This is a genomic window from Gardnerella sp. KA00243, from assembly GCF_049244105.1.
GTDB lineage: Bacteria > Actinomycetota > Actinomycetes > Actinomycetales > Bifidobacteriaceae > Bifidobacterium > Bifidobacterium leopoldii.
In genome coordinates, this window is sequence record NZ_CP058375.1 from 1,351,952 (window position 1) to 1,376,505 (window position 24,554).

The 24,554-nt window shown below is 43.8% G+C and carries 19 protein-coding genes; all 19 read left to right on the top strand.

Annotated elements, in window-relative coordinates; translation table 11 throughout:
* Positions 1–133: 133 nt before the first annotated feature.
* The 19 genes from HXT50_RS05215 (at position 134) to HXT50_RS05305 (ending at position 24,545) form a co-directional block, all read left to right on the top strand.
* On the top strand, positions 134–2,896 hold the full coding sequence (locus HXT50_RS05215) for a polyribonucleotide nucleotidyltransferase (protein ID WP_004105607.1): 2,763 nt from the start codon (positions 134–136) through the stop codon (positions 2,894–2,896).
* A 247-nt stretch (positions 2,897–3,143) separates the two neighbouring features.
* Positions 3,144–4,007, top strand: coding sequence for an aldo/keto reductase (locus HXT50_RS05220; protein ID WP_421777095.1), 864 nt, complete (start codon positions 3,144–3,146; stop codon positions 4,005–4,007).
* 14 nt (positions 4,008–4,021) lie between these two features.
* Entirely contained in the window at positions 4,022–4,987 is a 966-nt protein-coding gene (locus HXT50_RS05225; RefSeq protein WP_004105603.1) for a polyphenol oxidase family protein, read from the top strand.
* Between the two features lie 176 nt (positions 4,988–5,163).
* Positions 5,164–6,597 carry a cell division protein gene (locus HXT50_RS05230; protein WP_421777096.1) on the top strand — a complete coding sequence of 478 codons (1,434 nt, stop codon included), beginning with the start codon at positions 5,164–5,166 and terminating at the stop codon, positions 6,595–6,597.
* Positions 6,598–6,708: 111 nt separating this feature from the next.
* A complete protein-coding gene (locus HXT50_RS05235; RefSeq protein WP_004105599.1) occupies positions 6,709–8,043 on the top strand; it encodes a C1 family peptidase in 1,335 nt (444 codons plus the stop codon).
* A gap of 268 nt (positions 8,044–8,311) precedes the next feature.
* Complete coding sequence (locus tag HXT50_RS05240; protein ID WP_116971197.1) at positions 8,312–9,493, top strand: 3-deoxy-7-phosphoheptulonate synthase; 1,182 nt, start codon at positions 8,312–8,314, stop codon at positions 9,491–9,493.
* A gap of 113 nt (positions 9,494–9,606) precedes the next feature.
* Complete coding sequence (locus HXT50_RS05245) at positions 9,607–10,104, top strand: hypothetical protein (RefSeq protein WP_101885872.1); 498 nt, start codon at positions 9,607–9,609, stop codon at positions 10,102–10,104.
* On the top strand, positions 10,097–10,807 hold the full coding sequence (mtnN, locus tag HXT50_RS05250) for a 5'-methylthioadenosine/S-adenosylhomocysteine nucleosidase (protein ID WP_004105593.1): 711 nt from the start codon (positions 10,097–10,099) through the stop codon (positions 10,805–10,807). Before HXT50_RS05245 ends, mtnN begins: the two co-directional genes overlap by 8 nt.
* A 206-nt stretch (positions 10,808–11,013) precedes the next feature.
* Entirely contained in the window at positions 11,014–12,240 is a 1,227-nt protein-coding gene (pstS, locus tag HXT50_RS05255; protein ID WP_421777097.1) for a phosphate ABC transporter substrate-binding protein PstS, read from the top strand.
* A gap of 106 nt (positions 12,241–12,346) precedes the next feature.
* Positions 12,347–13,294, top strand: coding sequence for a phosphate ABC transporter permease subunit PstC (gene pstC, locus HXT50_RS05260; RefSeq protein ID WP_032835357.1), 948 nt, complete (start codon positions 12,347–12,349; stop codon positions 13,292–13,294).
* Entirely contained in the window at positions 13,295–14,347 is a 1,053-nt protein-coding gene (gene pstA / locus HXT50_RS05265) for a phosphate ABC transporter permease PstA (protein ID WP_421777098.1), read from the top strand.
* A 78-nt stretch (positions 14,348–14,425) separates the two neighbouring features.
* On the top strand, positions 14,426–15,205 hold the full coding sequence (pstB, locus tag HXT50_RS05270) for a phosphate ABC transporter ATP-binding protein PstB (RefSeq protein ID WP_421777099.1): 780 nt from the start codon (positions 14,426–14,428) through the stop codon (positions 15,203–15,205).
* A gap of 252 nt (positions 15,206–15,457) precedes the next feature.
* Positions 15,458–16,861, top strand: a complete 1,404-nt coding sequence (locus HXT50_RS05275; RefSeq protein ID WP_004105579.1) for an NCS2 family permease — start codon at positions 15,458–15,460, stop codon at positions 16,859–16,861.
* A gap of 391 nt (positions 16,862–17,252) precedes the next feature.
* Positions 17,253–17,774 (top strand): 50S ribosomal protein L10, encoded by a 522-nt coding sequence (gene rplJ, locus HXT50_RS05280; protein WP_004105577.1) that lies wholly within the window; start codon positions 17,253–17,255, stop codon positions 17,772–17,774.
* 97 nt (positions 17,775–17,871) lie between these two features.
* On the top strand, positions 17,872–18,252 hold the full coding sequence (gene rplL, locus HXT50_RS05285) for a 50S ribosomal protein L7/L12 (RefSeq protein ID WP_004105575.1): 381 nt from the start codon (positions 17,872–17,874) through the stop codon (positions 18,250–18,252).
* Between the two features lie 640 nt (positions 18,253–18,892).
* Positions 18,893–19,660: a hypothetical protein gene (locus HXT50_RS05290; RefSeq protein ID WP_116442587.1), complete on the top strand. Its 768-nt coding sequence runs from the start codon at positions 18,893–18,895 to the stop codon at positions 19,658–19,660.
* 475 nt (positions 19,661–20,135) lie between these two features.
* Complete coding sequence (locus HXT50_RS05295; RefSeq protein WP_234025939.1) at positions 20,136–21,026, top strand: Abi family protein; 891 nt, start codon at positions 20,136–20,138, stop codon at positions 21,024–21,026.
* A gap of 530 nt (positions 21,027–21,556) precedes the next feature.
* A complete protein-coding gene (locus tag HXT50_RS05300; RefSeq protein ID WP_421777100.1) occupies positions 21,557–22,765 on the top strand; it encodes a hypothetical protein in 1,209 nt (402 codons plus the stop codon).
* Between the two features lie 439 nt (positions 22,766–23,204).
* Positions 23,205–24,545, top strand: a complete 1,341-nt coding sequence (locus HXT50_RS05305) for an FHA domain-containing protein (protein ID WP_004574107.1) — start codon at positions 23,205–23,207, stop codon at positions 24,543–24,545.
* Positions 24,546–24,554 lie beyond the last annotated feature (9 nt).

The window sequence follows — 24,554 nt, forward strand, 5'->3', positions numbered from 1 at the left end:
AAAACACTACGAAATATTGACGTAACGCAAGTGTTGCAAAGAGTGCAAATATTCGCATATAGGTAATAATGCGAAGTCGTCAATGTTATTACGCATGTTGGTTGATTAGGTAAGTTAAGAAAAGGAGGAACCCGTGGAGGGTCCCGAAATTAAGGCTGTAGAAGCCGTTATTGATAATGGTTCATTTGGTAAGCGTACGCTACGCTTTGAAACTGGTCGACTTGCTCAGCAAGCAGATGGTGCTGTTGCCGCATATTTGGATGACGATTCCATGATTTTGTCGACGACGACTGCAGGATCTAGCCCGAAGGAAAATTACGACTTCTTCCCATTGACTGTTGATGTGGAAGAAAAAATGTATGCTGCTGGAAAGATTCCAGGTTCGTTCTTCCGCCGTGAAGGTCGTCCTTCTAACGAAGCAACGTTAGCATGCCGTATTATTGATCGCCCGTTGCGTCCATTGTTCCCACACACTTTACGTAACGAAGTGCAAGTTGTTGAAACAATTTTGGCAATTAATCCAGATGATGCTTACGATGTTATTGCTTTGAATGCGGCGTCTGCATCTACTATGATTTCTGGCTTGCCATTTGAGGGTCCAGTTTCCGGCGTTCGTTTGGCTTTGATTGATGGTCAGTGGGTTGCTTTCCCACGTTGGAGTGAGCGCGAGCGTGCAGTATTTGAAATTGTTGTGGCTGGTCGTGTGATTGAAAATGGCGATGTTGCTATTGCAATGATTGAAGCTGGTGCTGGTAAGAATGCTTGGAATTTGATTTACAATGATGGTCAAACCAAGCCAGATGAGCAAGTTGTAGCCGGAGGTTTGGAAGCTGCAAAGCCATTTATTAAGGTTATTTGCGATGCTCAAAATGAGTTGAAGCGTATTGCAGCTAAGGAAACTAAGGAATTCCAACTCTTCCCAGAATATACTGACGAACTTTATGCTCGTATTGACGAGATTGCTCATGCTGATTTAAATGAAGCTCTTTCTATTGCTGAAAAGCTTCCTCGTCAAGATCGTATCGCTGAAATTAAAGAAGGCGTGCGTGCTGCAATCGCTGAAGAATTCACTGATATGGACGAAGCCGAAAAGGAAAAGGAACTCGGCAATGCGTTTAAAGAATTGCAGCGTCAAATTGTTCGCCGTCGTATTTTGACTGAAGATTATCGTATTGATGGTCGTGGTTTGCGCGATATTCGTACGCTTTCTGCAGAAGTTGATGTTGTGCCTCGCGTACACGGTTCTGCACTCTTCCAGCGTGGTGAAACCCAGATTTTGGGTGTGACTACTTTGAATATGCTTAAGATGGAGCAGCAGGTTGATGCGCTTTCTGGTCCACAGACTAAGCGTTATATGCACAACTACGAAATGCCTCCATACTCCACTGGTGAAACTGGTCGCGTTGGTTCTCCAAAGCGTCGTGAAATTGGTCACGGTGCTTTAGCTGAGAAGGCTTTGGTTCCAGTATTGCCTGGACGCGAAGAGTTCCCATACGCTATTCGTCAGGTGTCTGAAGCTATTGGTTCTAACGGTTCTACTTCTATGGGTTCCGTTTGCGCTTCTACGCTTTCTTTGCTTGCTGCTGGCGTGCCTTTGAAAGCTCCAGTTGCTGGTATTGCTATGGGCTTAGTTTCTGGCGATGTTGATGGAAAGCATATCTTTAAGACTTTGACTGATATTCTTGGTGCAGAAGATGCATTTGGTGATATGGACTTCAAGGTTGCTGGTACTTCCGAATTCATCACTGCTTTGCAGCTCGATACGAAGCTTGACGGTATTCCAGCTGATATTTTGGCTGCCGCTTTGCAGCAGGCACATGAAGCTCGTACAACGATTCTTGAAGTTATTAACGAGTGCATTGATTGCCCAGCTGAGATGAGCCCATTTGCTCCACGCATTATTACAACCACAATTCCTGTAGACAAGATTGGTGAAGTAATCGGACCTAAGGGCAAGATGATTAACCAAATTCAGGAAGAAACTGGTGCTGAAATCGCTATTGAAGATGACGGTACTGTTTACATTTCTTCTGAAGGCGGCGAAGCTGCTGAGAAAGCTAAGGGAATCATCGATTCTATTGCAAATCCTCGCGTGCCAAAAGCTGGTGAAACTTTTACAGGCAAGGTTGTTAAGACCACAAGTTTTGGAGCTTTTGTGAATTTGACTCCTGGAACTGACGGTTTGCTTCACATTTCACAGATTCGCAATTTAGCAAATGGTGAGCGCATTGACACTGTTGAAGATGTGCTGAAGGAAGGCGATAATGTTGAAGTTATCGTACAAAGCGTAGATGAGCGTGGCAAGATTTCTTTGGCTATTCCAGGTTTTGAAGATCAAGAATCTTCTGCTCCAGCGGTGCGTGAAAATCGTTCCCGCGGTTCTCGCGACGATCGCGATTCTCGTGATTCTCGTGGCGATTACCGTCGTTCTCGCCGTGACGATCGCGATAATCATGATCGTGCGGATCGTGCAGAGCGTCCTCGTCGCCGCATGCGCGATGATCGTGACGATCGAGATCGCATGGATCGAAATGACCGATACGCGGATCGCGATAACCGTTATGATGACCGCAGCACTCGTCGCGACGACCGTCGTGCAGATCGTGATGACCGTTACAGTGATAACGATTTTGATGAGCGTCCTCGTCGCCGCGTGCGCGATGATCGTGACGATCGTTACGAAAATCGCGACGATCGTGAAGAGCGTGCAGACCGTGACGACCGTGAAGATCGTTCAAATCGTCGAGATTCAGAAAATCGTCGCGTATCTGATCGAAAGCCGCGTTATGCAGCTGATGACGATCACTATGACGAGTATCGTTCGGCTCGTGAAGAGCGCGCAGAGCGTCCTCGTCGCCGCGTGCGTCGCGATTTTGATCCATTTGAGGAAGATTAATCGCGCAAATAGTATTAAAGCAAAATTATTGCTAGATACTAAGTAAAAAATAAATATTCGTAGAAATGCCTTCAAGCTGCGTTTGCGTTTGGAGGCATTTCTTTTAGATAGCTATTTAAATGTTTTATGTAATCTGTGCAATAAAATAAAATATAAAAAGTAGTAAAATATTGTGACTGCGTAAAGTAGCGTAATGCAATAATAAATACTTACGGAAAATATAAAACTTACAAAATAGGGGTGAAATATGGTCATGCATCGCGCATTAGGTTCGTTTGATACAACCGCTATTGGTTTTGGCGAAATGCCATTGACAATAGAAAATAATCTTGGTCACGATATGGGAATTAAGACAATTCACGCAGCTCTTGATGCAGGTTGTACGCATATTGACACAGCTTGGGCATATTACTGCTCTGGCGGCGAGGAACAAACTGGTGAAAAGCTTGTTCGTGAGACTTTAGAAAGCTGGAAAGGCGACAAATCTTCTATTTTAGTTGCAACAAAAGTCGGTCACTTCCGTAACTTTACTGACGGACGACCAACGTGGGGTAAGGATGGTAAGCCAGAGCATTTGATTCGTCACGCTAAAGAGTCTGCAATGGCTTTAGGCGTTGACACTATTGACTTGCTTTACTTCCACAGGCCAGATCCGGAAGTTCCATACAATGAGTCTATTGAAGCAATGCAACAGTTGCTTGACGAAGGTGTGGCTCGAGAAATCGGTATTTCTAACGCTTCTGTAGAGCAAATCGATATTGCACGCAATATTTTAGGAGAAAAGCTAGTAGCAGTGCAAAATCAATATTCTCCAGTTCATTTAGAGAATGAAGATACGTTGCAATATTGTGAAAAGCTTGGAATTGCTTTTGTTTGCTGGAGTCCTCTTGGTGGATTCCGTCATCCTTATGACGAGCATCTTTTCGATCCATTCCGCAAAGTTGCAGAAAATCATGGCGTAAGCTATCAGCAAGTAGTTTTGGCTTGGGAACTAGCTAAAGGCGATCACATATTCGTAATTCCTGGAGCTCACAGACCAGCTACAATTTTAGATAGTTTGAAAGCTTCCGATTTGCAATTAAGCAATGAAGAATTGGCTTATTTAGGCTGAAAGAAAACAATAAAATGCAAGAAACAAGCGTAACTGGTATGCCGTTGCCTCACGAAGATGAGGACGGTACGCCAATTCCTGTGACTATTCCGGTGGCTTTAGGAACTCACACTCATGCAGTTTTTACTACTAGATTGGGTGGAATTTCTGAAGGCTCATTTGCTTCACTTAATTTAGGCGGACGCGCAGGAGATAGTGAGGAGGCTGTAGCAAGCAATCGCGCAGCTTTACAAAAAGCTTTGCAAGCTGACTTGTCGCTTGTTGCTCAAGTTCATAGCAGAGAAGTATTTGACGCAGATAGTGTAGTAGATTCATGGAATACTTCTTACGGCTTTGATGCAACAGGTTTTGCGGATTCGCAATTGAGAATTGAAGCAGATGCGCAAGTTTCAACTGCGTGCTCGCTTGCATTAGGAATGTTTGCTGCAGATTGTTTGCCAGTTTTACTTGCGGACGACGAAGCTGGAGTAATCGCTGCAGCGCATTGTGGGCGAAAAGGATTGATGGCTGGAGTGCTTGATGCTGTTATCGAAGCAATGTGCGAAAAGGGAGCTGAGCGTTCTCGTATAACAGCAGTGCTCGGTCCATGTATTTGTGGAGATTGCTACGAAGTTGGTGAGAGTATTGCGCGCGATTTTGAAAAACGTTACCCGCAAACTGTAACAAAAACTCGTTTCGGTGGAATCGGTATTGATATTGCTGAAGCTGCTCGCATTGATTTAGCACTCGCAGGAGTTGCGAATATTGTTGACGCTTTGCCGCGAGTTACAGCTGCAACGCAATATTTATCTGAAGATGAGGAATTGCGTACGATTTGCGAAGTAGATGGGGAAGGTGAATCTTTGCCAGAACGTTTGCAAAATTTGCAAAACCCAATGTGTACTTTGGAAAATCCACTCTGGTATTCTCATCGACGTGCTAGTTTAGCTGGAAAATCGCATGAAGGTAGACTTCTTGCTTTAGTAATTCGCGACAAATAATCACATATGCTATATAAACAGTACTGTATTTGAGCTAGGTAGTAAGTGCAGTTGTGTGAGCTTAGCAAAAACGTGCGCAACACACGAGTGTTTTTTGCTTGTAAGTGATAGCGTTGATTCTGATGGTGTAGCACAGCGTTTTGTGCAGCTGTGTGGGGGCTTGTGAAAGGAATATTATGGTGGCTGATTTATTCCCAACCGCGTTGCGTGGGTACGATAAAGACAAGGTAAATGAAGCATTTGCAAACTATGAGCGTACTATTTCTCGTCTGCGTGAACAAGTGCGTTCAAGTGATGAATCAATTTTGCAATTACAAGCGCAATTGCAAGAAGAAAAAAATAATGTAAAACGTGCCAAAAGCGGAAATACTTTTGCGTCTTTAGGTGCAAATGCGCAACAATTGCTGGCATCTGCAGAACAAACTAGTTCTCAATTGCTTGAGCGCGCTAAGCAAGATGCTGCATCAATTAAAAAGAATGCACAAGCACAAGCCGGAACTTTGCTGAACAATGCAAAGCTGGATGCTGCACATTTAATGCAAGAAGCACAAACTAAAGCAGACACAATGCTTTCCAATGCCACGCAAAAGTCGACACAACTTATGCAAGCTGTGCAAGAAGATTCTGCACGTTTGCGCGATACTACTGCTAAAGATGTGCAAGCTCAAAAAGACGCTGCAGAATTAGCTTTACAAAACGCTCAAGAAGAACATACAAAGCGTATGGCTTCAGAGCGCGCGCAACAAGAAAGCAGTATTTCGCAACTTAAGTCGGAAGCTGCTCAAAAAATTGCTGAGCAGCGTGCGGCTGCAAACGAAGAGATTGCGCGTGCTAAGGCTGAAACAAACGATCAGATTGAATCTGCTCTCGCTGAAGCAAATAAAAAGCTTGCTGATATGCGCGAACACGCTTCGAAGATGATGGCTGACGCACAGCGCAAAGCTGGCGAAATTACGGATGCTGCTGCCGCTAAAGCTCAAGAAATTGCAGATGATGCTCAAGTTGAACGTACGCGTACGTTAAGCCAAGTTAGTGCAGAAGTTGAGCAGATTCGCGCAGATATTGCTGCTCAACAGGAGGAAGCTACAAAGAAAGTCAATGCCTTGCTTTCTGGCTTGAAAGAGAAAGAAAGTGCAGCTCAGGAAGAAGCAGATGCTTTGGTTGCTCGCGCAAAAACTGTTCATCAAGAAGCTGACGAATATGCAGCGCAAACGCATCAGGCTGCGGATAGTCAGGCTGCTGATATTGTGCGCAAAGCTATGCAGGAGGCGACTGCTCAGGTTGAAGAGCGTAGAGCTGCAGCACAGCAAGAGCTTGATGGCATGACGACTCGATTAACCCAATTGCAGCATCGTGAGGCAACTATTACGCAGCGAGTTACGGAATTGCGCTCGCTGTTTGCGAATGCTTTCTCTGGATTTGATTTTGGAGATGCTCAACAAAACCAACAAGTTGCGCAAGCTTCTGACGATAATGAGGATTCGGCGAATGCTCAATCTTCTGCGGATGCGAAGCAGGCTCAGCGAGATGTTCAAGCTGCGTTGGCTGAATCTGAAGAAGCTAGTGAAGCTAACGAGTCTCAAGAAAACCAAGACACAGATAATCAATAAAGAAAATATTGTAAAATTTGTAGATTGGCTTAAGTATCGTACGTTAGAATGTGCTGGTATTTGAATAAATATTTGAAATAAATATTGATAATTAACAGGAAAGGTAGCATTGTGACTGAAATCACTGCTCTAACTGATGAAAAATTACAAGGTTTGCGTGAGGATTTTGACGCAAATCCTTTAAACCGTTTAGCTATGAATGGTGTGACTGCTGCTGGTATTGATAAAGTCGCGCGTAATTATGATCGTGCGCGCTTATTGCAGCGTCGTTTTTCTACCATTGTTGATAACGGAGATGCAACACATCAGGATCGTTCTGGCCGTTGCTGGCTGTTTAGCTCGTTGAACGTGGCTCGTTTCATTGCGAAGAAATCCCTTGGATTGAAGGAATTTGAGTTTTCTCAAAACTACGCAATGTACTACGACAAGCTTGAGCGAATTAACTACTTCTTGAAGGATGTTGCTGCTTTGGTGCGTGCAGGTGAGCCTTCAGATTCTCGTTTGATTCAGCATTTGTTGCATGACGTTATGGGCGATGGCGGCCAGTGGACCATGGCTATGAACGTTTACAAGAAGTATGGTGCTGTTCCTAAGGATTTGTTCCCAGAAACTGCTTCTTCTAAGAATACTGGTGCTATGAATACGCAGTTGCGTGCGCTTTTGCATACTGCGGTTGCTCATATGTATGCGAATGCCACTGAAATTGATGAGATTATTGCGGATGCTACTGCTGCAGGTCATAGGATTTTGACAATTCACTTGGGTGAGCCACCTAAGAGCTTCGATTGGGAGTGGACTGATAGCGACGGCAAGTTCCATCGCGATGGTGAGATTACGCCAGTTGAGTTCTGGAAAAAGTACGTGAATGCTGGTCTTGAGGATTATGTGTGCTTGGTTGACGATCCTCGCGCTGAACATCCTAAGGGCAAGAAGATTGCTATTGAGCATTTGGGTAATGTTGCTGGCGGAGACGCAACCGAGTATTTGAACGTGCCAAACCAGTTTATGAAGGATTGCGTGCGTAAGATTTTGGTTGAGAAGGGCATTCCAGTGTGGTTTGGTGCCGACTGCCATCCTATGATGGATCGCGAGAATGGCGCTTGGGCTACTGATTTGTTCGAGTATGGTCGCGTTTATGGCGTTGATTTTGATTTGGATAAGGAAGCGCGTGTGCGTTTTGCTGATTCTGCCATGAATCACGCTATGGCTTTTGCTGGTGTGGATGTTGCTGACGATGGCACTACTACTCGCCGCTGGCGCGTTGAGAACTCTTGGGGCACTGATATTGCAGATAAGGGTTACTTTACGATGAGTGACGACTGGTTTACTGAGTATGTGTACGAAGTTGCAGTGCCGAAGAATCTGCTTCCGGAAGAATATCGCAAAGCCCTAGAAGAACCAGCAATTGTTTTGCCGGCGTGGGACCCAATGGGCGCTTTGGCTTAGCTTAAGCGCATTGGGCGCTTAAGCTAAGCCAAAGCGCCGCGCTCACTATTGCAAAAAGCACACTGTGCTTTTCGCAATAGTGAGCGCGGCGGTGCTTGCATCTTTATTCAAGATGCAAGCACCGACCACATCAAATGTGGTTGTGCTTTCAACGCAAGCTCGGCGGTGTACGCATCTTTATTTCAAGATGCGTACACCGACCCCACAGTTAGGTTAACTCTTTGCGCAAGCGCGGCGGTGCGCGTTTTGTTTTATAGGATGGTGACAAATGTCTTCTGCAGCTGAGCAGCGTACTTCTCGCGCGGTAAAGAAGGAAGTTGAGGAGGGGCGCAACCCTCTTAACTCTGCGAAGTTCCAGCGCTGGGAAGACCAGGTTGGTGTGGATCGCATTATCAACCGCCGCGTGCTTGAGCTGGAGCCGCTGCCGACTCCTGCTCAGGTGCTTGGCGAGTTGCCATTGTCGCCGTATGCGCAGGATATTGTTGCGCAGTCGCGTGATGAGATTCGTGGCTGTTTGAATGGCGACGACGATCGCCTTCTTGTTATTGTGGGCCCGTGTTCTGTGCATGATCCTAAGGCTGCTCTTGATTATGCGAGTCGTTTAGCTAAGTTGCGTTCGGAGCTTGAAGATGAGCTTCTTATTGTTATGCGCGTGTATTTTGAAAAGCCGCGCACAGCTCTTGGCTGGAAGGGTTTGATTAACGACCCAGATATTGACGGAACGCATGATATTCATAAGGGTTTGTTGCTTGCGCGTAAGACTTTGCTTGGTGTGTTGGATGCTGGTTTGGCTGCTGCTACTGAATTTTTGGAGCCGACTAGCCCTCAGTTTATTGCGGATGCTGTGAGCTGGGGGGCGATTGGTGCGCGTAATACTGAGTCTCAGATTCATCGTCAGCTTGCTAGTGGTCTTTCTATGCCGGTTGGTTTTAAGAATGCTACGGATGGTTCCGTTTCTGCGGCTGTAAATGGCTGCTTAGCTGCGAGCCAGCATCATACGTTCTTTGGTATTGATCATCTTGGTCGCGCTTGTGCTGTGCAGACTCTTGGCAACCCTGATTGCCATGTGGTTTTGCGTGGTTCTAGTAAGGGTCCTAATTATGATGCTGCGTCGGTTGTTTCTGCTGTTGCTTCGATTCGTTTGCGCTTGGGCACTGGTTGTATGGCTTCTAACGGCGTGGTTGTGGATTGTTCGCATGGTAATTCTGGCAAGGATGAGCGTCGCCAGATTGAGGTTGTGCGTGAGATTGCAGATCGTTTGGCTGATGGCGAGCAGGGTATTAAGGGCGTTATGATGGAGAGCTTCTTGCAGGGCGGCAATCAAGATCCTGCTCCTCTTAGCGAGCTTGAATACGGCAAGTCTATTACGGATCGTTGCATTTCTTGGGAAGATACTGCCAATTTGCTAAGAATTTTAGCTAAATCTGTAACAACTCGCCGTAGAGCTTAGAGATTAGAGATTGTAGTAAGATAATCTCAATTAATTTCTACTTGGCTTATATTCCTTACTGTATTTGCCGCCTATTTTTGCATTATATTTTGCGTACAAGGGAGTGTGTTGAAATGTATAACAAAGACTTGAATAAAGCTAATAAAGCGAATAAAGGTTTTATGTGTAAAGCATTACCGGTGGTGCGTTATATATTGTTAGCTTTGATTTACAACGGTGTGCTTTTGTTGGCTTTCGCATGGTATCGTGGCACGCATAGCGCTGGGTATACGCTTGTTACGTTTTCTGCTTTGTGGTTTAGCGTTTTTATGCCGTTTGTAACTGGAATTGCTTTAATTGTTTTTGCTAGCGGATGGCGTCGCATTGTTGGTACTTTAGTTTGTGTGCTTCTTATAGCTGGATTTTTTGCTTTTCTTGCTTTGCAGGATCAAATTATTGCGTTTTTCAATGTTCCTGTTGTGAATCCTTGGTTTGATTTTACGTGCGGAGCATTGCTGAAGATTGCGACTTTGACTTTTGTTATTATGACTTTAGTATGCGTGTTTTTGGTTAAGAATAACGATAAATGCGTAAGTAGCGAAGTAAAAAAGGATGATTCTGCTAATGCCTAGTACTGAGAAAATTACGAAAGTCGCTGTTGTCGGCGCTTTAGAGGAAGAAGTTGCGCATATTGCTAGCGCGCTTGAAAACGTGACTCACGATAAGTCTGCAAGTCTTGATGTATCTTGCGGCACTCTTGACTCGGCGAATGGCAGTAAAATCGAAGTTGCAGCTACGGTTGGCGGAATGGGCTTAGTAAATGCTGCTGCAACTGTGCAGTATCTTATTGACACATACAATCCTCAAGCTGTAATTTTTTCTGGAATTGCAGGAAATCTTAATAAAAATTTGCATACGAACGATGTTGTTCTTGGAAAGACTGTAAAATATCTCGATACTGATATGCGTCTAATCGGTCAGTGGAAGCCGTTTGCAAGCGAATTTCATTCGGATGATTACTTGCTTAAAGTAGCTAGCAATGTATTAACTGATATGAAAATCACGCATATTGCTGGAACGATTGCGTCCGGCGGATATTTTGTTGATTCGCAAGAAAAAGTTGCGGAAGTAATTGCAGCTACTAAAGCAGATGCAGTTGAAATGGAAGGTGCTGCTGTCTTGCATGTTGCTGCTCGTAATGACGTTCCTGCGCTTATTGTGCGCGCAATGAGTGATAATGCAGACACTGAATACGAAACTTTCCGCGCTTTCGATATTTCCGAATACGCGGACACTGCTGCAAAAATTACTGTAAATATAATTCGCAATTTGTGACATTTCGACACGCCGATGTAGTCGCCGACCTTCATTTTGCTTAGGTCGCGTCAAATATAACGCCAAATACCGCCGTTTTTGATACCCACTTTATTTTTGCCGGTGAGGTTTTACCCACCTGTTTACGATGGTTGCGTTAATAAAAAAAGATAGGGATTAATTAAGAAAATGCGCCCAATTCGCAATACGGCTATAGGAACGCGAAAATGTGGTGGGGCGCAAGGCAATTCTTCGCGAAAGGAAAGAAGAATATGCGTAACGATATGAATAAGTCAAATATGAATAAATTTAATATGAATAAAAGCGCACTTAAGTTCCGTAGTATTGCTGCTGCGGCGCTCACTTTCGGCTTGTGCGCAACTTGCGCTGCTTGCGGCGACAATAGTCCAGCGGGCAGCAACAACGCAACCGGAGCGCAGAATACAAAAATTTCCGGCAATTTCCAAGGCTCGGGTGCTTCTTCCCAGCAGGTTGCAATGGAAGCGTGGATTGCAGGATTCCAATCTAAAAATCCGGGTGCAAAAATTGCTTACAATCCTACTGGTTCTGGTGCTGGCGTTACCACTTTTATGACTGGTGCCACTGCTTGGGCTGGTTCAGACAAAGCGTTGAGTAACGACGAAGTTGAAAAGTCTAAGTCGGTTTGTGCTCATGGAACTACGGCTTTCGACGTGCCTGTGTATGTTTCACCAATTGCGATTATTTTCAACCTTAAAGGTGTTTCTGATGCTGGCAAGCATATTAATTTGGACGCTTCGACGATTGCTAAAATTTTCGACGGAAAAATTACGCGCTGGAATGATGACGATATCAAGAAGCAGAATCCTAAGCTAAAGCTTCCAGACACCCCGATTACTGTTGTTCACCGCTCCGATAAGTCTGGCACAACGCAGAATTTCTTAAGCTATGTGAAGGATGCGGCTCCAGACGATTGGTCGCACGATCTTAGCGAAAACTGGCCAAATAGCGTCGGTCAAGGTGCAAAGGGAACTTCGGGCGTTGTATCTACTATTCGCATGGCGAATGGTGCGATTGGTTACGCTGATTTTTCACAGGTCGGTAAGCTCGGCACTGTTGCAGTGAAAGTGGGGGATACTTACAATGAGATTTCTCCGGAAGCTGCTTCTAAAACTTTAGCTGATTCTGAAATTGACGCAGACGCTTCTGCAAAATATCCTAATCGCGTTGTTATGAAAATTAATCACAATACGCAATCTAAGGGCGCTTATCCAATTGTGTTAGTTTCTTACGATATTGCTTGCCCGGTTTATAAAGATGCAGGAACTGCTCGATTTGTGAAGTCTTGGCTGAGCTACGTAACTAGCGCGGAAGGGCAGAATGCTGCTTCTTCTGCTGCTGGAACAGCTCCACTTCCACAAAATTTGGTAAGCAAAATTAACGCATCGATTAAGTCTGTTAAAACAGGAAAATAAAAACTTTACAAACTGGTATTATGAACGTATCGGTTATAAAGGAGAATGATTGAGTTCTACGAAAAATGCGAAAGCAGTCGCGAATAGTGCAAACGAAACTGCTCAAATTTCTGAGAGCAATAGAAAAAATTATGTTGGCACTCATCTTGCAGACCGTCTTTTTAAAGGCGTGGCTGCAGGCTGCGGCATGCTAATTTTGCTTGTTCTTACGGCAGTTGCAGTATTTCTGCTGTTTTGTGCTTTGCCTTTAATAAGTGGAAATCACGATCAAGTAAGTCATGTGTTTGCTGATTTTACTGGTGGTAAGGCACATGATTTTATAAGCTATGTGTCTCCGCTTATTTTTGGCACAGTGCTTATGTCTGCGCTCGCGCTGCTGTTCGCATTTTTTGTGGCAATTGGTATTGCTCTATTTATTTCTTATTATGCACCTAAAAAAATTGTTCCGCTTTTCAGTGGAGTAATTGATTTGCTTGCGGCAATTCCATCCGTAATCTATGGTTTGTGGGGCGGATTGGTTTTGGTTCCAGCTATGTATCCTTTCTGGGATTGGGTTTCTAAACTTTTTGGCTGGATTCCGTTATTTTCTGGTCCGGCGGCTAATCCTTCTCGTTCTGCTGCTACAGTTGCATTAGTTTTGGCTGTGATGATTTTGCCGATTATTACTTCTATGGCTCGCGATATTTTCCAGCAGGCTCCGCGTTTGCAGCAAGAAGGTGCGCTTGCGCTTGGCGCTACAAAGTGGGAGATGATTAGATTAGCGGTTCTGCCGTTTGCAAAGTCTGGTATTGTGTCGGCTTCTATGCTTGGGCTGGGTCGTGCTTTAGGCGAAACGATGGCAGTTTTGATGATTTTGTCTCCTGGATTTACTTTTGGTATCAATATTTTCAAGGCTTCTCAAAATCAAACTATCGCAGCAAATATTGCAGCGCAGTATCCGGAAGCAAACGGACTTGGCGTAAGTGCGCTTATTGCAACCGGCTTAGTTTTGTTCGTTATTTCTTTTGCAGTCAACTTTATTGCTCGCAAAATCACAGGAAAGGCGGGCGCATAAATGGGGAATCAAATTAATAATATTGAAGTGCTTAGCGAGAATACTTTTGCCGAAAAGTCTGTCGAAAGTTCTGTTGAGAATTCCGCAGAAAATTCCGCAGCTCCGGTTATTGACTTCAACAAATTCCGCCCAACTCGCTCACACATAGCTGCGCGCAAACGTAAAGACATGCTTATGCGCGTGCTGATTTTCTTATCTTTTGTTGTGGCACTTATTCCGCTTATTTCTTTGCTTTTAACAACCATTATCAATGGTATTAAGCGTTTAAATTTTGATTTTCTCACTCATAACATGACTTACGTTGTGGGCGGAAATGCTACTGGAACTGGCGGTTACGGCGGAATTTTGCACGCGATTATTGGAACTCTTGAAATAACGCTAGGAGCTATGGTTATTTCAATTCCGATTGGTTTAATGTGCGCTGTTTATTTGGTTGAGTATGCTCGCGGAAACAAAATTTCGCGCATAATTAATCTGCTTGTTGACGTTATGAGCGGTATCCCGTCTATTGTTGCTGGCTTGTTTGCGTTTTCGATGTTTGCTCTTCTTGCAGGTCCTGGCACAATCAATGGTTTTGAAGGATCTGTGGCTCTTTCGCTTCTTATGATTCCAACAGTTGTGAAGTCTTCTCAAGAAATGCTAAAAATCGTGCCTAACGATTTGCGCGAGGCGTCTCTTGCTTTGGGAGTTACTCAGCAGCGCACAATTACAAAAATCGTTTTGCGCACTGCTCTTCCGGGAATTGTGTCTGGCTGTATTCTTGCGGTTGCGCGCGTTATTGGTGAAACTGCGCCACTTCTTATGGCTTCAGGCTTTATTGCTTCCACGAATCTCAATTTATTTGATGGGCAAATGACGACTTTGCCGGTGTACGTTTACCAAGAATATTCCAAACTTTCTGCGAATTGCCCAGCTAATGCGCCGGCTTCTTGCGTAACGTCAATTCCAATGGAGCGCTCGTGGGCTGCAGCTTTAACGCTTATTGTGTTGGTGTTGTTGCTAAATATTTTGGGGCGAGTTGTAGCTCGAGTGTTTTCTGTAAAGACGAAATAAAGCAAAATAAAGCAAAGTAAATCTTAAATAAAGCGAGTTAAAGCAAAGCGAATTAAATTTTTAGAAAGTGAGCATAAAATGGGTCAACGAATTGATGTGAAGCATCTTAATATTTACTATGGTGATTTTCTTGCTGTAGAAGATGTGAATATTAATATTGAGCCAAATAAAGTGACGGCTTTTATCGGACCTTCCGGATGCGGAAAATCAACAGTTTTGCGCACTTTAGACCGCATGCACGAAATCACTCCGGGCGCGCGAGTAGAAGGACAGGTGCTTCTTGAAGGCCGCGATTTATATGGCAAAGATGTGGATCCTGTGGCTGTCCGCCGCGATGTTGGCATGGTTTTCCAGCGCCCAAATCCTTTCCCAACTATGTCTATTCGCGAAAACGTGCTTGCTGGAGTTCGTTTGAATAATCGCAAGATTTCTAAGCAGGATGCTGACGATTTAGTTGAGTGGGCTTTGCGAGGCGCGAACTTGTGGAATGAAGTTAAGGATCGCTTAGATAAACCGGGTATTGGTCTTTCTGGCGGTCAACAGCAGCGACTTTGCATTGCTAGGGCTGTGGCTGTGCATCCGCAAGTTTTACTTATGGACGAGCCTTGCTCAGCTCTTGACCCTATTTCTACGTTGGCTGTAGAAGATTTGATTAATGAGCTTAAAAACGATTACACGATTGTGATCGTGACGCATAATATGCAACAGGCTGCACGTGTTGCGGACTACACGGCATTCTTTAATTTGAAGGCTGTAGGTAAGCCTGGTCATCTGGAATACTTTGCAGACACAACTACTATGTTCAACAATCCTCGCAATGCTGAAGCTGAGCGTTATATTTCCGGTCGTTTTGGCTGAGTTGTTATATACTTTTTGATTTCGGTGTATTTCCTTGGTCAGCACGTGCGCGTAAGGTCAGAGCTGTTCGGTTGTTCAAAGGTTTCGCAATTTTCATAATTTTATGTGAGATTTTGTGATGCCTTCGTTCATTCGACGAGTCGCAGTAACCTCTGCGTGAATGCCCAAATGTAATTGCGTACGCGATTGCTCAAGTGCTTTCGCCGCGCTTTTCTGGTCTTTTGCGCTTGTAAACCAAGGAACAGAGAGTTTATGGAAAAGTTCTTCCATCTCAAAGAAAACGGCACGAATGTATCAACGGAGATCACTGCAGGTCTCACTACATTCTTCGCAATGTCGTACATTATCATCGTAAATCCAAATGTATTAAAAGAAACTGGTATGCCATGGGGTGGCGTGTTCTTAGCAACAATTATTGCTGCTATTATTGGTACGCTTGTTATGGGCTTATTTGCTAACGTGCCTTATGCTCAGGCTGCTGGTATGGGCTTAAATGCATTCTTTACGTTCACAGTCGTAAAAGGCTTAGGCTTTAGTTGGCAGCATGCAATGTGCATGGTGTTCTTATGCGGTTTAATTAACATTATTATTACCGTTACTAAAATTCGTAAAATGATTATTCGTGCCATCCCGACTTCGTTACAACACGCAATCGGCGGTGGCATTGGTTTATTTGTGGCTTATGTTGGCATGGTGAACGTTGATTTGATTAAGTTCACTCCAAAGGATGACAAAGCTGCAAAAGTTGCGTCTCATTTTGGTGCAGCTCCTGCAATTCCAGGTCTTGCTGTTTTAAAGAACCCAGTATTGTGGTTGTTCCTCATTGGATTGCTTTTGGCAATCGTGCTTACTGTGTTGAATGTTCGTGGATCTTTGCTTATTTCCATTGTTGTTACTGCATTAATCGGTATTCCAATGGGACTTACAACTATGAGCAATTCTGTTTCAGTTTCAGAAGCTTTTAATAATTTGCCAACTACTTTCTGCGCAATATTTAGCGACAAAGGCTTCTCAACGCTGTTTGCAGACCCTTCGCGTGTTCCGCTTGTTTTGATAACGATTTTTGCATTCTCAATGTCTGATACTTTTGACACCTTGGGTACCTTCATTGGCACTGGTCGTCGTACAGGTATCTTCTCTGAGGCTGACGAAAAGGCTCTTGAAAATGGCTCCGGCTTTAGCTCCAAGATGGATCGCGCTTTGTTTGCTGATTCCATCGCAACTTCTGTTGGTGCAATTTTCGGTACTTCTAACACCACTACTTATGTAGAGTCTGCTGCAGGTATTGGTGCTGGTGGTCGTACCGGTTTGACTTCCGTAGTTGTGTCTATTTGCTTCGCGCTTTCTATAGTGCTTGCTCCTGTAGTTTCCGCTGTTCCTGCTGCTGCAACTGCCGGCGTGCTTGTGGTTGTTGGTTGCATGATGGCAAGCTCTTTGAAGGAAATTGCTTGGGATGATATTTCTGAGGCAATTCCTGCATTCTTCGCTGCAGTGTTCATGGCATTCTCTTACAACATTTCTTATGGTATTGCCGCTGGCTTTATCATGTACTGCTTGGTGATGACTTGCAAGAAGCGTGCTAAAGAAGTTCATCCAATGCTTTGGATTGTTTCTTTGCTGTTCTTACTTGATTTTGTTGCTAATGCTGTGCTGTAAATGTGCATTTAATGTAAGGGTGCATTTTACAAGTAGTGAACTTGTGAAACAAAAAATATAAAAGTAAAAATTAAAAAATTAGAGGGTATGTAAATTACATGCCCTCTTTTTTATTTCTATAATATTTCTCTTGACATTGTCCTAACAGCGTATTAAAGTTACCCAACGTAAACCACAGACCGTTGGTGGGATCGCGAGATTCCTGAAATTGATGTGTCATGCCAGCACAGGTTGAGCGAGGATTTATAGCGGATCTCGTTATGAGTCGAAAATTTAGCGCGTTTTAGTGCTTCTTATGTTGCTCTGCCAGTGCGCAGGGCTTTTTTTATTGCCCTGTTTAATTAAGCTTGATGCGTTTCTTTCACCTACGGCCAATTTAGGAAGGAACGCCATGAAGAGGCCCGAAAAGGAAGCGGTAGTTGCCGAGCTTACGGAACTTTTCCGTAATGCAGACGCTATCTACCTCACCGAGTACCGCGGGCTTACCGTTCCGCAGATTTCTACTCTGCGCGAAAAGCTAGGCCGCGATACTTCCTACTCTGTGGCTAAGAACACGCTTGCTCGTATTGCTGCTAAGGAAGCGGGCATTGAAGGTCTCGACGAGCTTCTCGCCGGCCCAACTGCAGTCACCTTCGTTAAGGGTGATTTCATTGAGGCTGCTAAGACCTTGCGTGATTTTGCCAAAGAGAATAAAGCCCTCGTCATTAAGGGCGGTTTCGCAGATGGAACCGTTTACGATGCCGAAGGTGCAAAGCAGCTCGCCGACTTGAAGTCGCGCCCACAGTTGCTTTCCGAAATGGCCGGCGCGCTCAAGGGCACCATGTCCAAGGCCGCTTGCCTGTTCAACGCATTGCCAACCAAGGCAGTTCGTACAATCGACGCTTTGCGCGAGAAGCAGGAAAAGGCCGCTTGATTCCCTTGCAGCTTGCTGCATGAGACCAACCAAATATAAAAATGTTATGGTCGTAAGGCATAAGGTATGCCCGGCCAAGTAAGAAAGGAAGCCAATTATGGCTAAGCTCACTAACGAAGAGCTTCTTGAAGCTTTCGGTGAAATGACCCTCGTTGAGCTCTCTGAGTTCGTCAAGGCATTCGAAGATAAGTTTGATGTCGAAGCTGCTGCTCCTGTAGCCGCTGTTGCTGCTGCTCCAGCTGCTGCTGGTGCTGCTGAGGAAGAGAAGGACGAGTTTGACGTCGTTCTCACCGCTGCTGGCGATAAGAAGATTGCAGTCATCAAGGCTGTGCGTGCTTTGACCAGCCTCGGCTTGGCTGAAGCTAAGGCTCTCGTGGACGGCGCTCCAAAGGCTGTTCTCGAGAAGGCCAAGAAGGAAGATGCTGAGAAGGCTAAGGCTGCCCTCGAAGAGGCCGGCGCTTCCGTTGAACTTAAGTAGTTCTAACTTTTTGTTGCTTTGCGCGTAACGCAGTTTTATGCGTGTGTGCATAGTGAAAATTAGGCGGTAGGATTATTCCTGCCGCCTTTTTTGTTGCGTCCCAACCTTTTCTTTACTCGCGCGTAAAGTTTTTGCCGCTATTTCGCACGCAAACGACCTTTTATTTACACCGCTGTAAAGTTTTTGCCGGATTAAGGCGCGTAAACGACTTTTCCTTTACACCGCTGTAAAGTTTTTGCCGCGTGCGATACGCGAGAAGTGGGTTGTTGGCGTGTCGCGAGGGAATGGCGGTTTTGCAACGGTTTTGCGGCTGGTTGGGGGAGTATTCAAGAGTTTCCTGAGAGTTTTCTGAGAAAAATCTTTAAAAACCTTGAAATTGACATTTTTACGAAAAATAATGCGTAATGCTGTATTTTTTACTTTTAAAAATAGTTTGACTGAAATATTTTCATAAAAATATGAATGTTTTTTATTAATGAGTTGTGTGTTGGCTCTTGACTTTTTCGAACGGGGGGGGGTATGTTAATAGCAAACGCCGGTCAGTCCTAGTTTGACGGGCGTGTGTGGCTCCGGTTGGAGTTACACAGCAAATTTTTCTTCGTGTACCTAGCACGAAGGAGAAGAAGAAAGGAAAAATATTATGTTGAATAAGAAGGCTATCGCCGCATTCGCTGCTGGCGCCACCCTCCTCTCCGGTTTCGCTTTTGCTGCACCAGCAATGGCTGATAGTGCGAATTTACCTCAAACAGCCATTGAGAATGCTAAGAAGCAGGAAAAGGCTGATGCAGCTGAGTTGGCTAAAAAAGTTGAAGAGAACAAAGCTAAGGAAAATAAGGCAGTTTTAGATAATCTCGATAAGTCCAAGGCTTTTGACAACTTCCTTAACGGTTCCGAAAAGGGAGACATTGTAAATGGTTCTTTGGGCACCTTGAATGGTCGTGGTGCTGCAGAGGTTTCAGCAGCTAGGTCCAAGGCTAATGAAGCTACTGCTGCTTTGAATGCTTTGAAGGCTAAGTGGGCTGATATGTTGGCTCAGGCTGATTATCTTGACGCTGAAGGTGAACATGAAGCTGCTGCTGCTTTGCGTAAGGCTTACTACACTAATGTTCCATTCTTAGATAGTATTTCTGCTGCTACTAAGAATGAGAAGGAAGCCAAGGATGAGCTTGCTAAAGCTGAGAAGGCTTACAAGGAAAGTAAGGAACGCTTTGCTAAGTTCTTGAACAATCTTGGTGGCAAGAAGGCTGATGTTAAGAAGTCTGATAAGAAGGCTGATAAGAAGGCTGCTGCTAAGACCCCAGTTGCTGCTGCTCCATTGGCTAAGACCGGTGCTGCTGTAGCTTTGGCTGCTGTTGCTGCTTCCGTGCTTGCTGGCATGGGTGCTGCTCTTCGCAAGATTCGTCACTAAGCTGTTAGCACATTAAGTGTGTTGATTGTTTAATGATTTGTGAGCGTGCTGTATGTAAGTATGGTGCGCTCACTTGTTAAATCTTTCACTCAACGTGCCGTAAATACTGTTCAGTGTTTTGCGGCGAGTTGCTTGTAGGCTGTTTCATAATTTTACTGTTTTGCCAGATCTCTTTCTTGACAGTGGGATTGTGGTATGGTTTGTGAGTGGGACTGTTGAGTGTAAGGCTGGTTTATTTTTAGGGAGATAGGCCAGTTTATTAAGGGCTTGGGTTTAGTGCTTTTATTTGGTACTTATTCTCCGAGCCCTTTTCTTTGTATTTACGTACTTATTTACTTACCTGCTTACCTACCTATCTACTTAGGCACTTACTCTTTTTGCTTTTCCTATTCTTTCTTATACTTGAATCATTAAAGGAAAATAAATAGTTTTCTTAGTTATTTAGATTATTTTGCTTATGGATAGGTGGTGTTTCATGTTACAGACAGAGCAACTTATAGATAAGCTAAAAGGTAAGGGTGTTACTTTTCAAAAATGTACAATTAAGGATGCTATTTCATTTTTGAATGAGCATAATTATTATGTTAAGGTCACTGCCTATAAAACCAATTTTCATAAGCATAATGGTAAATATGTGGGTCTTGATTTTATGGCTCTAAAAGATTTATCTACTATTGATATGTATTTACGACGTTGGATTATTAGTGCAAGTCTTAGCGTGGAACATTCTTTAAAAGTTAATATATTAAAAAATATACAAGAAAAAAATATTGATGAATTCAGTATAGTAAGTGAATATATCGCAAAGTATCCACGCATTATAACAGAGCTTAATAACAGACGTTCTACTGCGTATGTAAAGACTATATTGGGTAAATATACTCACCCCAAGTATCCTATATATGTTTTTCTGGAAGTGATTCCATTTGGAGAATTTGTTAATTTTTATAAGTATTACTGTTCAAAGTATGAATATAATGAATTTAATTGTACATTGTTGGATAGCATAAGGAATATACGAAATGCTGCCGCTCATAGCAATTGTGTTATTCATGATTTAACAAATAAAGATGGTTTTTACAATAGTTATTTAGCTTCTAGACTTGTTAAATTATTGCCTGATGTAAGAAAAAGGACTATTCAAAACCGATTAAAAAATAACTGTGTGCAAGATTTTATTTCGCTGCTTATTGCGGTGGATGATGTTATAAAAAGTGAGGATTTGAAGAATCATTGTTTACAGGAAATCAAAGAATTGTTTGACGGTAGGATGATTAGTAATAGGGACTTGTATAAGTCATCTACATCAGTGCAACAGATGTATACTTTTTGTAAAGAGATTGTATATAATGTACAGCCATCATAGTAATTTATTAGATACGATTTGAAAACGAAAGTTTTGCGGGCGATGCATTTATGCGTCGCCCGATTTTTTTATTTGCTGGGTTATAGGCCAAGAAGCGGTATTGTTTTTGTATGAACGTAGAGGAACTGCCGCGCGCGTCATGTAAAAGTGGGTTGTTGGCGTGTCGCACAAGAGTGGCTATATTGCAACGGTTTTGCGGCTGGTTGGGGGAGTATTCAAGAGTTTCCTGAGAGTTTTCTGAGAAAAATCTTTAAAAACCTTGAAATTGACATTTTTACGAAAAATAACGCATAATACTGTATTTTTTATTCTTGAAAATAGTTTGACTGAAATATTTTTATAAAAATATGAATGTTTTTTGTTAATGAGTTGTGTGTTGGCTCTTGACTTTTTCGAACGGGGGGGGGGTATGTTAATAGCAAACGCCGGTCAGTCCTAGTTTGACGGGCGTGTGTGGCTCCGGTTGGAGTTACACAGCAAATTTTTCTTCGTGTACCTAGCACGAAGGAGAAGAAGAAAGGAAAAATATTATGTTGAATAAGAAGGCTATCGCCGCATTCGCTGCTGGCGCCACCCTCCTCTCCGGTTTCGCTTTTGCTGCACCAGCAATGGCTGATGTTAACGTTCCAGATTGCCCAGCGAATAAGGCAGATTGGAATCTTAAGAGCAAGAATGAGTCTATCGCTGCTTTAGCTAAGAAGGCTTGGGATGATGCAAAGGCTGAAGTTCCAGCTGTTCCACAAGAGCCACAAGAGCCATCTAAGGCTGAAGTTAAGGCTTTGTATGTGGCTGATGGCAATGATGGCAAGCTTAAGATGGTGACTCCTCTTCCTAATGGCACCAAGCCAGAAGATGCTGCAGCTGCTCAGGCATATGTAAATCAGAAGAACAAGTATGTTGGAGACAAGGCAACCTACGATGCTAAGCTCGCTGCTGCTAATGATGCTCATGCCCAGTATCTCAAGGCTTTGGACAACGTTAATAACTGCTCTAACCCAGATCCAACTGAGGATCAGATTAAGAGGGCTCTTATTAACAAGGTTCGTCTTGCTAAGATGAACTTGGACAACAAGGATGATTTGCTTGCTGTTGCTAAGAATAAGTTCAATGATGCTTATAAGGCTTTGGTTGCTGCTATTGCTGAGTACAATGCTCGCATGGATGCGTTCAGTGCTGCTAATGGAAAGCTCAATGCATTCTTGGCTTCTGGCGTGAATGATTCTGCTACCGAGACTCGTTTGCGTGATGCTGTGGACCGCGCTAAGGCTCATCTTGTCCGTGCAATGAATGCTCTTGACAAGGCTACTGCCGACTATAATGCTGCTTTGGCTGCTGCCAAGGCTGCTGTAAAGGCTTATAATGAGGCTTTGGCTCTTTACAAGGCTGTTTACAATGAGGCTGTTGCTGCCGGTGTGAACCCATCTTTGTTGCCACCAGTTGTGACTTCTGATCCTTTGGCTCCAACATTCCCAGCTGTTCCTGGTTTGAAGCATGCTTATGCTTCTGCTATGAGCGGTAAGTTTGGTAAGGAAGTTCAGGCTGCTGCTAAGCAGGGTCAGAAGGGTAAGGATACCAAGGCTTCTGCTCAGCAGAACAACAATGCTAACGGTGCTGCCGCTGGTGCTAATGGTGCCGCTGCTGCTGGTTTAGCTAAGACTGGTGCTGCTGTAGCTATGGCTGCTGTTGCTGCTTCTGTGCTTGCTGGCATGGGTGCTGCTCTTCGCAAGATCCGTCACTAAGCTAAAAGCTGATTCAGCGATGAATCATTTGGGCTTTAGCTTATCGGTTGATCGTTGAGTCGGTTTTACTGTGAATTACTTAGTCTAGTGTGCTAAAAGGTGCGCTAGACTAAGTGCTTTTATAAAAATTTTGTGCTTGGCACGCTGTGTAGATCTTTTAGTTTTATACAGCAATTACTTGGTTTGCGTTTGCTTGTTGATATGGTTTGCCAAATTTCCTTTTTTACTATTGATTCAGGCTTCGTTAACCGATTAATGCTGAGCGCTTTGCGTTGTTGCTTTCCGCTAGGGACGGTTGGTAATATCGCAAGTTTCGAGGCTCGGGAGTTTCTTCCGAGCCTTTTGTTATTTTTATGCTTAAAATCAACAAATACTAGCGCAATATACACAAAGCATGACACAATAGTAAGTAGTATGTTTTTTGAAGGGAGCAGATCACGTGAGTGAGCGACAAACCGTGCAGCGCTGGATGATTACAGTTGGTGGTGTCGAGCAGGCACGTGTGGGTGCAGGTCAGTCTGTAGAGATTGGTCGAAAGCCTATACGCCCGTTGCGTGAAGATGGTTTCGCGCGCGTCGACATAGTAGATAACAAACGTTCTATGTCAAAGAGGCATGCGCTGCTAATTGTAGACATGCGAGGCGTGGCAACAATACGAGATTTGCATTCGACCAACGGTACGTATTTAGTCAGCGAAAATGGTGATTTGCTGCGTCTAGAGCCTGATGTTGATTTTCAACTTCCAGATAACTTAATGCGCATGCAATTCGGTGATGTTCCTGTTGATTTTGTGCGTGTAGAAGAAGAATCTGCTGAAGTTGAAAAAGATAACGCAGTGCGTAATCTGTTCTCTTATGCTACAGATGAATCGCATGATGAGCCTGCAGCTTCAGATTTATCGGTAGACCAAATTCTTGATTTGCGCGCTGGTGAGCCAACAGGTGTTTTCCATGCTCAATCAGTTTCGCATCCTGGGTTGTCTTGGAAACAAGGCATGCAAAATCAAACTCAGCTCAATGATGATTCGCAAACAGATGTTGCTCCAATCAATCATGATGTAACTTTGCCTGTTATGCGAGAGCAGCAGGAGGCTCCTGTAGAGCCGCGTAATTTATTTGCAGATGCGCAAGCAATTCAGCAAGAAAGTGCGACTAAAGAAGAACCTTCTCAACAAGATTCTGTGGTTTCTGCAGTTGATTCAGTTTCTGCAGTTGATCAAGCTGATTCGGTTGCTCAGGTTTCTTCGGTTACGCCAGTTAATTCGGAAACAAATGTATTGCAAAACGAAAGTTCTCAAGAATTTCCAGTATCTCCATTAAATTCAACTGAAACTTTTGCTGAAAATATTGTCAATACTTCAGCTTTTAATAGTGCAAATACAGGTTCTAATAATCTCGATATTAACAGTTTTGGCTCTACAAATCTCGGTACTACAAGTCTCGACTCTAATAATCTCGATATTAACAATTCTGATGCGGAGTACACACCTGCATTTGAGCCAGGCTCCGTATTTGAAAAAGTATCAAAAGGCGAATTTGACTCTCAAGAAAATGTAGTGGAAGCCGGCGGATTCACGTCAAAAGAAGCTGAAGAAAGTAGTGATTTTTCAAAGCAATTTGAGATGGCGCAATATTCGCAGTTGCTTCCGTTCTTGGCTGCAAACACTGGGTTATACGATGACTTGTACGCGTGGCTCGCAGCTCAAGGTAATTCTGAAGTAGATGCTGCACTAGCTAGAAACAGCGGTTATAGTGCATATCGCAAAGCTATTGAACAGTAAGCAAGTAGG

Excerpts from the sequence above, each read along its gene's own strand:
- mtnN (WP_004105593.1), top strand. The coding sequence starts at position 10,097 with ATGCCTAGTACTGAGAAAATTACGAAAGTCGCTGTTGTCGGCGCTTTA.
- rplJ (WP_004105577.1), top strand. The coding sequence starts at position 17,253 with ATGAAGAGGCCCGAAAAGGAAGCGGTAGTTGCCGAGCTTACGGAACTT.
- rplL (WP_004105575.1), top strand. The coding sequence starts at position 17,872 with ATGGCTAAGCTCACTAACGAAGAGCTTCTTGAAGCTTTCGGTGAAATG.
- HXT50_RS05225 (WP_004105603.1), top strand. The coding sequence starts at position 4,022 with ATGCAAGAAACAAGCGTAACTGGTATGCCGTTGCCTCACGAAGATGAG.
- HXT50_RS05245 (WP_101885872.1), top strand. The coding sequence starts at position 9,607 with ATGTATAACAAAGACTTGAATAAAGCTAATAAAGCGAATAAAGGTTTT.
- HXT50_RS05230 (WP_421777096.1), top strand. The coding sequence starts at position 5,164 with ATGGTGGCTGATTTATTCCCAACCGCGTTGCGTGGGTACGATAAAGAC.
- HXT50_RS05300 (WP_421777100.1), top strand. The coding sequence starts at position 21,557 with ATGTTGAATAAGAAGGCTATCGCCGCATTCGCTGCTGGCGCCACCCTC.
- HXT50_RS05295 (WP_234025939.1), top strand. The coding sequence starts at position 20,136 with ATGTTACAGACAGAGCAACTTATAGATAAGCTAAAAGGTAAGGGTGTT.
- HXT50_RS05290 (WP_116442587.1), top strand. The coding sequence starts at position 18,893 with ATGTTGAATAAGAAGGCTATCGCCGCATTCGCTGCTGGCGCCACCCTC.
- HXT50_RS05240 (WP_116971197.1), top strand. The coding sequence starts at position 8,312 with ATGTCTTCTGCAGCTGAGCAGCGTACTTCTCGCGCGGTAAAGAAGGAA.
- HXT50_RS05275 (WP_004105579.1), top strand. The coding sequence starts at position 15,458 with ATGGAAAAGTTCTTCCATCTCAAAGAAAACGGCACGAATGTATCAACG.
- pstB (WP_421777099.1), top strand. The coding sequence starts at position 14,426 with ATGGGTCAACGAATTGATGTGAAGCATCTTAATATTTACTATGGTGAT.
- pstS (WP_421777097.1), top strand. The coding sequence starts at position 11,014 with ATGTGGTGGGGCGCAAGGCAATTCTTCGCGAAAGGAAAGAAGAATATG.
- pstA (WP_421777098.1), top strand. The coding sequence starts at position 13,295 with ATGGGGAATCAAATTAATAATATTGAAGTGCTTAGCGAGAATACTTTT.
- HXT50_RS05220 (WP_421777095.1), top strand. The coding sequence starts at position 3,144 with ATGGTCATGCATCGCGCATTAGGTTCGTTTGATACAACCGCTATTGGT.